Below are 12,828 nucleotides of genomic sequence, written 5' to 3' on the forward strand. Positions count from 1 at the left end.
GGCGTTTGAGCGAGACACTGCATCTGACGCTTGACGGGTTTGAGGGGCCGCTCGATCTGCTCCTCGATCTGGCCCGCAAGCAGAAGGTGGATCTGGCGAAAATCTCCATCCTGCAACTGGTGGAGCAGTATCTGGCCGTCGTGGACAAGGCCCGTGCGGAGGCGCGGAGCCTGCGGCTGGAACTGGCGGCGGACTGGCTCGTCATGGCGGCCTGGCTTGCCTGGCTGAAATCCAAACTGCTGCTCCCCGCCGAAAACGAAGACCCGGACGCCGAAGATGCCATTGAGCTTCTTCAGGAACGCCTGATCGAACTTGAACGAATGCGTGCCGCCGCCCAATGGCTGGCCGAACAGCCCCGGCTTGCTCTGGATGTGTTCCGACGCGGGGAGGGCGAGGACCATACTGAAATCGACCGCTCCGGCCTGCGCGTGGACATGCCTGCGCTCATCACCGCCTATCTGTCCGCACGGCGCAGAACAGGGCGCCGGACAGTCTATGCCCCGCGTGCCCGCCGCTACTGGAGCGTGCAGGACGCGCTGTCCCGTCTCAAACGTCTCCTTGGAACGGACAGCGTGGTCGGCTGGCACACCCTAACCTCCCTCCTGCCGGACCCGGACGAACTGGATGGCGAAGAAGGGCCTTACGGACGCAACGCAGCACTGGCAGGGACGCTCCTCGCGGGGCTGGAGATGGCGAAAGGCGGGGCGCTGGAACTGCGGCAGCCCGAGGCTTTCGGTATCATCGAATGGCGCCCCGTATCATGAGCGACTCCAGAATGCTCGACCGGGCCTGCCGTCTGGTGGAGGCACTGGTTTTCGCCAGTCCCGAACCCGTCAAACCGTCTGCAATTACAGAGCTTCTGAAGGCCCAGTCCGTTGTCGTAGCAACCGACGAGGCCGTGGAGGCCGTCCGTGCACTCTATGCCGATCACGCCATCGAAATGGTGCTGGTCGCGGGGGGGTGGCAGTTCCGCACCCGCCCCGAATATGCCCCGGCTCTGACGAAAGTCGTGGAAAAGCCGCGTCGCCTGAGCCGGGGGGCGATGGAAACGCTGGCGATCGTGGCCTATCACCAACCCTGCACTCGCGCGGAAATCGAAGCCATTCGGGGTGTTTCGCTCGGGCAGGCCATTCTTGACGCCCTGCTGGAAGACAGTCTGATCGCTCCGAAAGGCCGCAAGGAGGTGCCCGGTCGCCCTGTCCTGTGGGGCACCACGGCCCATTTTCTGGAAAGTTTCGCCCTCCCGGATCTTGCCGCTCTGCCGCGCAGGGAAGATTTCCTGCTGGATCGGGCCTCCACAGAAGCGGAAGACGATGCGCCGAACGGTTCTGCCGTAGGCGGAACGGAGCAGACAGGCTAGGAATGTCGCATGTTTGACTTCAGTTTCTCGGAAATCGCGCTGTTCGTGATGGTGGCGATGGTCTTCATCCGCCCGAAGGACCTGCCGGTTGCCATCCGCACCCTGTCCAACGGGCTGAAGGCGATGCGGCGCATGGCCTCGGAGTTCCAGTCCCATGTGGACGAGATGGTCCGTGAGGCCGATCTGTCCGAGGCTCGGGACCAGTTCCGTGATCTGAAGAGCTTCAACCTACGCGACCGCGTCACGAAAGCCATCGACGGTGACAATTCCATCCGGCGCAGTCTGGATCTGGATGCCTCCACGAAGGCTTCGGCCGCTGCACTGCCCAGGGTTCCAGCCGCACCGCCGCTTCCGCCACCGCCTGCGTCGTCCCTGACCGATCTGGAAACGGTGCCTTACAACGCCCGTCCGCAGTTCGAGCCGGCCGTGGACCTGCCCGCGCAGGAGGAGCCGGACGTCAACGAAGATGTCGCGGGCGCTCCGCCCATTCTGCCGCCCAGCACGGCACGGCGGCTTCAGCATGAACGTTCCCGCTGGCGTGCCCCCGACATCCTGCCGCCCGTCCGGGCCATCCATGCTGGCCGGCGCATCCCCATCGCGAGCGGAAAGGACGGCGAATGACCGACACCGACAGCATCAACGACACGCCGATGCCGCTCCTCGAGCATCTCGTGGAACTGCGCAAACGCCTGATCTGGTCGATCGTGACCTTCGTGATCGCGTTTGCCATCTGCTACCATTTTTCGGGCGAGATTTACCGCTTTCTGGCGGCCCCGCTCGGCAACATCATGCGCAAGAACGGCGAACAGCCACACCTGATCTACACCGCGCTGTATGAGGCTTTCTTCACCTATATCCGCGTCGCCGTTTTCGGCGCGACCTGCCTGTCTTTTCCCATGATTGCCATCCAAGCCTGGATTTTCATCGCGCCTGGCCTGTATCGCAGCGAGAAACGCGCGTTTGCCCCGTTTCTGATCGCAACCCCGATCATGTTCCTGATCGGCGCGGCACTCGCCTATTATGTTGTGTTTCCCTATGCGTGGCAGTTCTTCCTCTCTTTCCAGACGCCGCAGAACACTGATGGCGGCATGCAGATCGAACTTCAGGCGAAAGTCTCGGAATATCTGACGCTGGTGACGAAAATGATCCTAGCGTTCGGGGTCTGTTTCGAACTGCCCGTCATCCTGACGCTGCTGGTCCGTGTCGGCCTGCTGAGCGTGGCGCAACTCAAGCGTTTCCGTCGCTATGCCGTCGTCGCGTCCTTTGCGGTTGCGGCCGTCATTGCCCCGCCCGATGCGATTACGATGCTGAGCCTCGCCATTCCCCTCGTCGCACTGTACGAGGTATCCATCCTGACGGCCCGGTTCGTGGAACCGAAACCGATGGCCGCCGACGAAGACTGATGACACCTGCCGGAGCCCTGAACCATGCATGACCTGAAAGCCCTGCGCGCCGACCCGGCCGCTTTTGACGCTGCTCTCGCACGTCGGGGCCTGTCACCCGTGGGACAGCAGCTCGTCAGCGAAGACGAAGAGCGCCGCGCTGCTCTGGTCGCGCTTCAGGACGCACAGGCCGCCCGCAAGACGATCGCCAAGGAAATTGGCCTGCTCAAGCGGCAGAAGCTCGACACTGCTGAGATTGAAGCAAAGGCCGTAGCCCTGCGGGATCAGATCGCCGGGCTTGAAGAGCGTGCCAACACGATCCAGACCCGGATCGACGATGTGCTGAAAGCCCTGCCAAACCGTCTTGACGCCTCCGTCCCGGACGGCAGGAGCGAAGACGACAACGTCGTCGTCCATGTCCGAGGCGAAAAGCGCGAGCTGGCTTTCGAGCCGAAACAGCATTTTGAGCTTGGCGAAGCGCTGGGCCAGATGGACTTCCCGACCGCGGCCAAACTGTCGGGCACGCGTTTTGTGGTTCTGCGCGGTGCGCTGGCGCGTCTGGAACGCGCCCTTGGCCAGTTCATGCTTGACACCCATACGACCGAGTTCGGCTACAGCGAAACCAGCGTGCCGCTTCTGGTCAATGACGACGCGATGTATGGCACGGACAAGCTGCCCAAATTCGCCGAGGACTCGTTCCGCACCGAAGACGGCCGCTGGCTGATCCCGACCGCCGAAGTGCCGCTGACGGCCTCTGTCATGGGCGATATCCTGCCCGCCGATGCCCTGCCGATCCGCATGACCGCACTCTCGCAGTGCTTCCGCTCCGAAGCTGGCTCCGCCGGGCGTGACGTGCGTGGCATGCTGCGCCAGCACCAGTTCACGAAATGCGAACTGGTCTCGGTCGTGCGGCCGGAAGACAGCGAGGCCGAGCATGAGCGCATGACGCAGGCTGCTGAGACGGTTCTGGAGCGTCTCGGCATCACGTTTCGTCGGATGCTGCTCTGCGCGGGCGATACGGGGTTTGGCGCGGCCAAGACGTTCGATCTGGAGGCCTGGCTGCCGGGCCAGAAGGCATGGCGCGAGATTTCCTCATGCTCCAACACGCGCGATTTTCAGGCGCGCCGGATGAATGCGCGCTATCGTGCGGAAAATGGACCGGCCTTCGTCAACACGCTCAACGGGTCCGGTCTTGCTGTCGGCCGGACGATGATCGCGGTCATGGAGACCTATCAGAACGAAGACGGCAGCATTGATATTCCCGAGGTTCTGCGTCCCTATATGGGTGGGCTGAACCGCATCGGTTGAGGAACCCTGCGCATGATGATCACGCTCCGCCGCTTCGTCCTGACCTTGTTAGCCGCAGGCTCTGTCCTGTCCAGTTTGCCTGTTTATGCCGCCAGTCCGACGGTGGATCGGGCGAATGCCATACACACGCTGCACGGTCAGGCGCTGTATCGTGAGCGCATGGCCCTGCCGCCGGGCGCGGTTCTGAGTGTCTGGATCGAGGATACGGGCGCCACGCATGGCGCCCCCCTCGTCATGGCCGAGCAGCGCGACGAGATCCATCATGGCGTTCCCATTCCCTATACGCTGACCTATCCCGCGCTGCCACCGGGTGGTCATTATGTGCTGAATGCGGAAATCACGGTCGAGGGACGGCGGCTTTTCGCCACGCCGGATGGGGGCGCCCCCCTCGATCACCCGCAGCTTCTGCTGCGGCGTGTCGCGGAAACGACCGTCCGGGCGCCTTACGGAACGTGGCGAATCCAGAGTGTCGGGGCCCTGAATTTCCCCAATACGCCTGAAGCACCGGGCCTGACCCTTCAGCAGGACGGGACGGTTTACGGAACGGATGGCTGCAACCGCCTAATGGGCCACTTCAGACTTGAGGCCCGGACACTCCGCTTTCAGCCACTGGCCATGACGCGCAAGGCGTGTCTGTCGCCGCTGATGGAACAGGAACGACAGATCGGCGCATTTCTGCCGACCGTGACGTCTTGGTCGCGGGAAGGAGAGAATCACCTTGTCCTGTACGGGAGCAAGACGTCTGACACGATGGTGCTCGTTCCGCAGGATGCACCGTAAGCAGACTCAAAAAGACGGGGTTTTTCAGGAAACTTTTTATCCTGTGAATTTTTAAAAGGGCAGGGGGGTATGATCCCTCTTTTCCTGAAAAGCGAAAGAGGACTAATCTGATCCAGCTACCGCTATCTTCCAAAATGGATCGAGCAGACAGAGGCTTTTGCGCGACGGCGCGGGAACCCTGACGGGCGGGAAATTTCTGTTGCACGACAGGCGCAGAACAGAACGCGCCGTGGCCGTCAGTTCGGAGGCTTAGACATGAAAACGACACTTCAGCTCGGGCTTGGGCAGAAATGGACGTCTTATTCCGCATCTGATCGGTCAGTGCGCGAGGTCCGGGAAATCGTAACGCTTGCGGCAGGACGTGTCTGTTTCAGAACTGAAGGGAAATCGCTTGTTCCAACACAGACTTCCGAAGCGGCATACAAGGCATGGATCAGAGAAACGGAGGCCGTATTGACCAAAAATGCCATTCCACAGGCGCAGCTTTCCCCCGGACTTGAGCTTGGGCGTCGTATTCGGCTTCTGCGGGAAATGGCCGGCCTGAGCCAGAATCAGCTGGCCGAAAAGGTCGGAATTTCGCGTTCGGCCGTGGCTTTCTGGGAAACGGGGCGCTCAGGCCATGTGGGAAAACATCTGGGCGGTCTAGCCGAGGTTCTGGGAGTGGAGCCCGAAGTCCTTCTGACGGGCATGGCTTACAAGGCGATTCAGGCCACCCTGACGCCTGATGAAGACACGATGCTTGCCCTCTACCGGCAGCTCGATCCGCTCATCAAGTTGCAGGCCCAGAAATGGATCGAACGACGCGTGCGTCATAGTGAAAGCGAAATCCAGAACGCAAAAACGGGTCGTTCGCCTAAGTCCGCCTGATTAAAACCGGCCTGACATCCGTCAGGCCGGTGCGCGAATTACGAAGGTCGTTTGCGCGTGCTCCCCGAACGCTTGCCACCTTTTGCAGGAAAACTCCGCCCGCCCGAGTGCCCTCCCGGCTTTTTCGATCCTGGAAAGGAACTTCTGTCTCCCGGTCTGCCGCCGGATCTCTCGCCGCCGCGCCCAGGACGCCCTCCAATACGCTGCTGTTTCTGGCTTTCGCGCATCCGGCTCTGGGTCCGCAGAACCTGTTCGATCCAGTCATTGAGAATGGATGTGTTGATTTCCGCGTCCTGACGCGCCGGATAGGCGTCCGGGAAGCGCAGTGCGAGCCAGCGCCAGGCCACCAGCCGCTTGTGACGTTTCTCGGCCCGCTCCAGTTCTTCGCGTCCCGCCTGCTCCGGATGCGGCAGACGCCCCGTGCCCGGCGGCGGTACCGGTCGCCCGGCCGCATGATCCGCCGCCCACTGGACAAGGCGCTGGATCCCGTTGTCCCGCTCGTCGATCGGGCACATGGCATAGGTCCAACGTGTCGAAAGATCGAGGTTTTCCACGCCTTCCAGAGCGGCTGCGATTTCCAGCGCCTGTTCCATGTCGGCGAGGCGGTAGTTCGGGTCATCCGCACGCAGAACGGCGTGTTTGATGCGTGTCAGAACGCCGTAGAGACTGTCGCTGGCAATTTCTTCGGCAACGGCCCGGACGATATCCGAATCCGGCTGAACCAGCGGGCGGAGTTCCGTGACGACTTCAGGTGGCGCACTCAGCATCTTCTTGACGAAGGTCGGGCTGCCCGCTCCGGCCAGCACGCAGACAAGTCCGTTTTCATGCTTGCCATAGCGTCCGGCGCGACCGCCGATCTGTTTGACTTCCTGCGAGACCAGATCACGCGTCTGGCGTCCGTCGAACTTGCGCAGCGCACTGAACACGACCCGCCGGATCGAGAGGTTCAGGCCCATGCCGATGGCATCCGTTGCGATCAGGATATCTGCCTCGCCATTGTTGAACCGGGCGGCTTCGGCACGACGGACTTCCGGGCTCAGGGCGCCATACACCACGGCCACGCGACGTCCGCGCGCCATGAGCTCGGCGCGCAGATCCAGAACTTCGCGGCGCGAAAAGGCGATGACGGCATCGCTGGGCTTCAGTTCATCGAGATGCAAGGTCTCACCCGCTTTGAGCGGGCTTTTGCGTTCGAGATGGATCTCATCCACCGGATCATCGCAAAGCTCGGCGATGCGCTTGACCAGCGGGATACAGTCCGGCGCGCCAAGGATGAAAACATGCCGCGCCGGAACACCCATGATGGCAGCCGTCCAGGCGGCACCACGGTCCGGATCGGCGAGCATCTGTGCTTCGTCAATGATCGCGACATCCACCGGATTGTGGAACGGACACATCTCGACCGTTGCCGCCAGATGGCGCGCGCCGGGCATTTCGATCCGCTCCTCGCCCGTGGACAGGGATGCCGGAACGCCGCGTGAGAGCAGGGACTCGCGGAATTCATGGGCGAGCAGGCGCAGGGGCGCGAGCGCCAGGCCGCTCTCGGCATTCGCCAGAGCATTGAGCGCTGTGTAGGATTTTCCGGAGTTCGTCGGACCCGTTACCAGGGTGATGCGCCGTTTCAGCGCACGCGCGGTGCGGAAATGGGCCGCGAACCGGTCCAGTGCCGCGACACGGGCAATGGCCGCATTGCCCGCCTTGTTGCCCAGATCCAGAACTTCCGGCCGGTCTTTCGTTCCGCTGCGCCACTGTGGCAGGAATGTCCGAAGCCGTTTGAGTTCTATGGGATCGAAAAAGAACAGCTCGATTCCGTCCGGTCGCGTTTCGCGGCGCGCAACGGGAATCCGGTTTTCCGCAACCCAGCGCAGCGCCTCGCGGCGGGAGCAGTGCAGAACGCCGGGCAGATCATCGAAGCTGACGAGTCCCTCTTCCCACTGCCGCAGGCGTTCAAGCTCGCGCGCCCTGCGTTCTTCGGCACGGGCCTGAATATCGGCCTGTTCGCGGGCGCGGCGTTCTTCCGCAATCCGCAGATCGTCCTCAAAGCCCAGATCGACGCTGCCGAAGGCGCTAGCAATGCTCTGTGAGAGCTTTTCAAGCTGGCCGCTCGACAGGATCAGTCCGGTGTCGGCGAGATCGGCACGGACATCCTCCAGAACGGTGCGCGGAGAATCGCCCATCTCCTGCCAGCGTGTCATCAGGACATCGTCCAGTGTCCGGCGCAGGGCAGACATGTCGGCGCGCGGGTCATGGGTGCGGGCCGCCGCGTCCTGCGTGTCGGCTTTACTCACCCAGACTTCACCGGCCCTGCGGCACAGATTCATGAGCTGGGATGCCCAGGTCTTGCGGCGCACAACGCATAGCGCCTCGATCAGCCCGTCATGGGACAGGCTTGCCTCCGGGCCTTCAAGCCGGCGCGCAACCTGGCGCAGCAGGGCAGGGCGTTCGCGCGACGTGATGTCGAGCGAAGTTCCGAATTCGGCCTCGGCCCGCTGAAGCGCGCGTTCGGCCGGAGAGAGTGTGTCGGAAAGAGGGGCGTCCGGCATGGAGTCGTCTGTCATAAGAGTCTTGTGCGTCATTCCGGCATGCGCTTCAACGCGGATGGGTTTCCCGAGCGGTGACGATTGGGCTAAAAGACCCGACCCTTATCAGGTCCGAGACCTGTTATCCGTTCCGCACCGGAGACAGAACCAGACATGTCTACCCCGACTTTTGCCGCCCCCACCCCCGAGATCGACGAGCCCCTGACCGGCCTGGTGCCGTTCGAAGGCCATCCGAAGCAGTATCGCCTTGCCGAGCCGGGCAAGGAATACGCGCATCTGTATCCGGCCAAGGTGCTGACGGTCCATCACTGGACGGACCGCCTGTTCAGCTTCACCACGACGCGTGATCCCGGTCTGCGCTTCGAGAACGGCCAGTTCGCGATGATTGGCATCGAAGTCGAAGGCAAGCCGCTTCTGCGCGCCTATTCGATCGCGTCCGCCAATTACGAAGACAACATGGAGTTTCTCTCCATCGCTGTCCCTGATGGTCCGCTGACCTCGCGTCTGCGCCATGTGAAGGTTGGTGATACGGTTCTGATCGGCCGCAAACCGGTTGGTACGCTGCTGCTCGACAACCTCAAGCCGGGCCGCAACCTGTATTTCCTGTCCACGGGAACGGGTCTGGCGCCGTTCATGAGCCTCATCAAGGACCCCGAGGCCTATGAGCGCTATGAAAACGTGATTCTCAGCCATACCGTCCGCATTTCGGGCGAGCTGGCCTATGAGAACCACATTCGCCACGAATTGCCGGAACACGAGTTCCTCGGTGAGTTCGTCGCCGGCAAGCTGCGTTACTACCCGGCCGTGACCCGCGAAGACTATGCCGTGACCGATCGCATCACCAAACTGATCGAGACGGGCAAGATCTTCGAGGATCTGGGCATCGACAAGCTCGACCCCGAGCATGACCGCGTCATGATCTGCGGTTCGCCGGAAATGCTGGCCGATACCGAAGCCCTGCTGGAGCGTATGGGTTTCGAGGAAGGCAATATGAGCCATCAGGGTTCGTATGTCGTTGAGAAGGCCTTCGCCGAGCGCTGAGGTTTGATAACAGGGTACGAGAGGCCGGAATGATGCAGGATTTTGATCTGTTCGTTATTGGTGCCGGTTCGGGCGGGGTGCGCTGCGCGCGCATTGCCGCCCAGAACGGAGCGCGCGTCGCGATTGCGGAGCGCCGTCACTGGGGCGGAACCTGCGTCAATCTGGGCTGCGTGCCCAAGAAACTGATGGTCTATGCGGCCGATTATGGCCGAGAGATCGCCGATGCCCCGTCCTATGGATGGGACGTCGCGCCGGTCCCGCATGACTGGTCCACGCTGATCAGCGCCAAGGACCGCGAGATCGAGCGCCTGAACCGCATCTATGTCTCGATGCTGGAAAAGGCCGGGGTCACGTTGTTCACGGGCGATGCGCGTTTCGTGGACGCCCATACGGTCGAAATCGGGCCGTCCGAACTCGCACCGGATGCGTCCGTCCAGCGCGTCCGGGCAAAGAACATCGTCATCGCCACGGGCTCCACGCCGACGCGTCTGAACATTCCCGGCGCCGAACATGCGATCGTTTCGGACGATGCCTTCCATCTGACTGACCGCCCCGAGCGCGTCGCCGTGATCGGCAGCGGCTATATTGGCGTTGAATTTGCCGGGATTTTTGCAGGGCTCGGCTCGAAGGTGGATCTGGTCTTCCGCCAGCAACATCCTTTGCGCGGCTTTGACAACGAACTGCGCGCCCATCTCTCCGAACTGCTGCCGCTGAACGGCATCAAGGCGCATCCCGGTCGCTCCCCGGAGCGGATCGAGAAGGTCGGCGAGGCTTTCCGTCTGCATCTTGATGGTGGGGACGTCATTGAGACGGACTGCGTGTTCATGGCGACGGGCCGTCATCCCAATCTGGCTCCGCTGAAGCTTGACAATGCGGGCGTGGCCACATGGGATGGTCGTATTCCGGCCAAGCCTGACGATGCGACGACGAACGTGCCCGGCATCTATGCCATCGGGGACGTGACGGATACCTACAACCTTACGCCCACCGCCATTGCCGAAGGTCACATTCTGGCCGAGCGTCTGTTTGGTGAGCCGGGCCGTGAATGGTCCTTTGCCACGACGCCCAAGGCCGTGTTTTTCTCCCAGCCGCTCGCCACGGTTGGTCTGACCGAAGAAGACGCCGTGCAGACGCATGACGTGGACATCTACACGTCCAGCTTCACCCCGATGCGCCAGACGCTGTCGGGCCGCAAGGGCAAGACCCTGATGAAGCTGGTCGTGGACGCAAAGAGCCAGATCGTGCTTGGCGCCCATATGGTCGGCCCGGATTCACCGGAAATCATTCAGGGCCTTGCCATTGCGATCACGGCAAAGCTGACGAAGCGGGATTTCGATCGCACGATCGGCCTGCATCCGACCAGTGCGGAGGAGTTCGTGACCATGCGGAGCCTCACGCGCCACGTTCCCCGAAAAGCAGGCTGACACATCATGACGGCGCGTACTGGTCTCACGGAGGCCCGGCAGTCGGGCCGTCACAGAATTTCTGAAGGGCAAGACCGGGCATGAAGTTTGGCTGGCTGTTTGCCCCGTCCATCACGTCCGTCATGTTCGCCCTCCGCACCACGGTCGCCTCGCTTCTGGCTCTGGCGATTGCGCTGTGGATGGAACTCGGTGAGCCGCAATGGGCCGCCATGACCGTCTGGATCGTCGCCCAGAATTCGCGCGGCGAGAGCATTTCCAAAGGACGCTGGCGTCTGGTCGGCACCGTCATCGGGATGGTGATGGCCATCGTGCTCATGGCGGCGTTCCCGCAGTCTCCATGGCTGTTCCTGCCGGCTCTTGCCATCTGGGTCGGGCTGTGCGCCGGCCTTGCCACGCTGACACACAACTTCCGCGGTTATGCGCTCGTGCTTGCGGGCTATACCTGCACCATTATCGCGCTGGGCGCGGTGAAAGAGCCGGATCACGTCTTCAACATCGCGATGGCGCGGGGAACCTATATTTTCCTCGGCGTAATCTGCGAGACGGCGATGGGCATGATCGCGCTGCCCAATGTCGCCGGTCGTGCGCGTGAAGAGCTGCGTAACCGTCTTCAGGCCATTCTCACCCGCGCCATCCCAGCGCTGACGGCCGTTCTGCGCCAGAAAACGGGCGCGACGGATGATCTGTCCGCGCTGCTGGGATCGTTGCAGGCCTCCAGCGATCAGATCGAATTCAGCCGCATTGAGATCCGCAGCGAAGGCAACGAGGTCGAGCACGCCTATGTCACGCTCGGGCTGGTTGCGCGCGTCCTGTCACGTGGACTGGGTCTGCGCACCCGCATGACGTCCGTGACGCATCAGCCCGAAGCCTTGCGCCCCTTCATGGAAAGCATGGCCAATGCTCTGGACGGCTTGCCAGAGCGTCTGGTGACGGATCGTCGCGGCATCGGCGCCCTGATGCAGGCCGAAGCCCTTCTGGCAGAGTGCCGGGGGCGCATGCAGACGGTTCTGCCCCGCGACGACGAGGACTCCCTGAACGAAGGAATCATTCTCACGGGCGTGGAAGTCATGCTGTCCGACCTGTGCGAGACCCTGCGGTCCTATCGGGCCAGCGTGGATGGAGCCCCGGTCTCGGAGCGGCATCGCCTGACCCGGAATCCGGACTGGCGCGCATCCATGCGTAACGGCATCCGCACAACGGTCGCACTGCTGTTCGGGGCCTATGTCTGGGAAGTCACGGCCTGGCCGCAGGGCAGTGTGTTCCTGACCTTTATCGCCGTGGTCTGCGCGCGTTTCGCAACCTTTGAAAACACCGTTCTGCTGAGTTCCGCATTTTTCTACGGTGCGGTTTTCGCGGCTCTGGGAAGCATCATCCCGGTCTTTATCGTTATGCCGGTTACGGCGAATTATCCGTTCTTCTGCCTCGTGGTCGGGTTCTTCATGATGATCGGCGGGCTGGCCGCCCGCAATCCGTCCACGGCGGTCATGGCGGCGTCCTATGGGACATTCTTTCCGTTCCTGCTGGGGATGGACAATCAGGGACGTATCAACGAACTCGGCTGGTTCAACACCACCATTGCCCTGCTGCTGGGCCTCGGGGCGGGTGTGGTGATCTTCCGTGCCATCCTGCCGTTTACGCCCGCCCGTGCGGGCGAGGTTCTGCGCTATCAGCTCAAGCGTAGCCTGCGACGGCTGGCTTTGCCGGGTGTCGTGATGGACGAATATGTCTGGATCAACGAAGGCACGCAGAGCATGGAGCGCGCCGTGCGCTTTGCGGGCTCCCTGTCCAGTGACCGGGCGGAGGCCATGCTGCGCGGAACGCTCTCGGTGCTGACGGTCGGGCGAAACGTGCTGATGCTGCGCAAGCTGGCACAGCATGGAAGCCTGCCGGACACGGCAGTGGCGGCGGTGGACGGGCTGGTCCGCAACCTGTCCCGCCGCAAGCTGCCTCTAACGCATACAACAGCGACCATCGACCCGACGCTGGATGAACTTTATGCACTGGAACGCCAGTCGCAGGACCCGTCGATCCGCCACGATCTGGTTCTGGCCATTGGTTCCCTGCTGATCGTGCGCACTGAAATGCCGGTCAGCAGGGCGTTTCTCAAAGGGGCGTTCTGACGCGTC

Annotated in this window: 11 protein-coding genes; 10 read left to right on the forward strand and 1 reads right to left on the reverse strand. The window is 62.4% G+C overall.

Features of this window, described 5'->3' with window-relative positions:
- The first annotated feature begins 5 nt into the window (after nt 1-5).
- The 7 genes from A0U94_RS02890 (at nt 6) to A0U94_RS02920 (ending at nt 5,697) form a co-directional block, all read left to right on the forward strand.
- Entirely contained in the window at nt 6-764 is a 759-nt protein-coding gene (locus A0U94_RS02890; RefSeq protein WP_077802390.1) for a segregation and condensation protein A, read from the forward strand.
- Complete coding sequence (scpB, locus tag A0U94_RS02895) at nt 761-1,360, forward strand: SMC-Scp complex subunit ScpB (protein ID WP_149026647.1); 600 nt, start codon at nt 761-763, stop codon at nt 1,358-1,360. Before A0U94_RS02890 ends, scpB begins: the two co-directional genes overlap by 4 nt.
- Nucleotides 1,361-1,369: 9 nt before the next feature.
- Nucleotides 1,370-1,981, forward strand: a complete 612-nt coding sequence (gene tatB / locus A0U94_RS02900) for a Sec-independent protein translocase protein TatB (protein WP_077802392.1) — start codon at nt 1,370-1,372, stop codon at nt 1,979-1,981.
- The gene (gene tatC / locus A0U94_RS02905) at nt 1,978-2,763 is read left to right on the forward strand and encodes a twin-arginine translocase subunit TatC (RefSeq protein ID WP_062033683.1); all 786 of its coding nucleotides are present in this window, start codon (nt 1,978-1,980) and stop codon (nt 2,761-2,763) included. The genes tatB and tatC overlap by 4 nt, the downstream gene beginning before the upstream one ends.
- A gap of 24 nt (nt 2,764-2,787) precedes the next feature.
- Nucleotides 2,788-4,050 (forward strand): serine--tRNA ligase, encoded by a 1,263-nt coding sequence (gene serS / locus A0U94_RS02910; protein ID WP_062033681.1) that lies wholly within the window; start codon nt 2,788-2,790, stop codon nt 4,048-4,050.
- Between the two features lie 12 nt (nt 4,051-4,062).
- Complete coding sequence (locus A0U94_RS02915) at nt 4,063-4,830, forward strand: META domain-containing protein (RefSeq protein ID WP_077802393.1); 768 nt, start codon at nt 4,063-4,065, stop codon at nt 4,828-4,830.
- Nucleotides 4,831-5,085: 255 nt separating this feature from the next.
- The gene (locus A0U94_RS02920; RefSeq protein WP_197460462.1) at nt 5,086-5,697 is read left to right on the forward strand and encodes a helix-turn-helix domain-containing protein; all 612 of its coding nucleotides are present in this window, start codon (nt 5,086-5,088) and stop codon (nt 5,695-5,697) included.
- Between the two features lie 38 nt (nt 5,698-5,735).
- Here A0U94_RS02920 and A0U94_RS02925 read toward each other — a convergent pair whose 3' ends face one another.
- Nucleotides 5,736-8,255 carry a helicase-related protein gene (locus tag A0U94_RS02925; RefSeq protein ID WP_149026650.1) on the reverse strand — a complete coding sequence of 840 codons (2,520 nt, stop codon included), beginning with the start codon at nt 8,253-8,255 and terminating at the stop codon, nt 5,736-5,738.
- Between the two features lie 135 nt (nt 8,256-8,390).
- On the opposite strand from A0U94_RS02925, the gene A0U94_RS02930 reads away from it, so the two are divergent.
- The 3 genes from A0U94_RS02930 to A0U94_RS02940 all read left to right on the forward strand — a co-directional run bounded on the left by A0U94_RS02930 (nt 8,391) and on the right by A0U94_RS02940 (nt 12,822).
- Entirely contained in the window at nt 8,391-9,278 is an 888-nt protein-coding gene (locus tag A0U94_RS02930; protein WP_077802394.1) for a ferredoxin--NADP reductase, read from the forward strand.
- A gap of 29 nt (nt 9,279-9,307) precedes the next feature.
- Nucleotides 9,308-10,702, forward strand: a complete 1,395-nt coding sequence (gorA, locus tag A0U94_RS02935; protein WP_208611668.1) for a glutathione-disulfide reductase — start codon at nt 9,308-9,310, stop codon at nt 10,700-10,702.
- 80 nt (nt 10,703-10,782) lie between these two features.
- Nucleotides 10,783-12,822: an FUSC family protein gene (locus A0U94_RS02940; protein WP_077802396.1), complete on the forward strand. Its 2,040-nt coding sequence runs from the start codon at nt 10,783-10,785 to the stop codon at nt 12,820-12,822.
- The last annotated feature ends 6 nt before the right edge of the window (nt 12,823-12,828 follow it).

It is taken from the genome of Gluconobacter albidus (assembly GCF_002005485.1).
Lineage (GTDB): Bacteria > Pseudomonadota > Alphaproteobacteria > Acetobacterales > Acetobacteraceae > Gluconobacter > Gluconobacter albidus.

Excerpts from the sequence above, each read along its gene's own strand:
- scpB (WP_149026647.1), top strand. The coding sequence starts at position 761 with ATGAGCGACTCCAGAATGCTCGACCGGGCCTGCCGTCTGGTGGAGGCA.
- tatB (WP_077802392.1), top strand. The coding sequence starts at position 1,370 with ATGTTTGACTTCAGTTTCTCGGAAATCGCGCTGTTCGTGATGGTGGCG.
- tatC (WP_062033683.1), top strand. The coding sequence starts at position 1,978 with ATGACCGACACCGACAGCATCAACGACACGCCGATGCCGCTCCTCGAG.
- serS (WP_062033681.1), top strand. The coding sequence starts at position 2,788 with ATGCATGACCTGAAAGCCCTGCGCGCCGACCCGGCCGCTTTTGACGCT.
- A0U94_RS02915 (WP_077802393.1), top strand. The coding sequence starts at position 4,063 with ATGATGATCACGCTCCGCCGCTTCGTCCTGACCTTGTTAGCCGCAGGC.
- A0U94_RS02920 (WP_197460462.1), top strand. The coding sequence starts at position 5,086 with ATGAAAACGACACTTCAGCTCGGGCTTGGGCAGAAATGGACGTCTTAT.
- A0U94_RS02925 (WP_149026650.1), bottom strand. The coding sequence starts at position 8,255 with ATGACAGACGACTCCATGCCGGACGCCCCTCTTTCCGACACACTCTCT.
- A0U94_RS02930 (WP_077802394.1), top strand. The coding sequence starts at position 8,391 with ATGTCTACCCCGACTTTTGCCGCCCCCACCCCCGAGATCGACGAGCCC.
- gorA (WP_208611668.1), top strand. The coding sequence starts at position 9,308 with ATGATGCAGGATTTTGATCTGTTCGTTATTGGTGCCGGTTCGGGCGGG.
- A0U94_RS02940 (WP_077802396.1), top strand. The coding sequence starts at position 10,783 with ATGAAGTTTGGCTGGCTGTTTGCCCCGTCCATCACGTCCGTCATGTTC.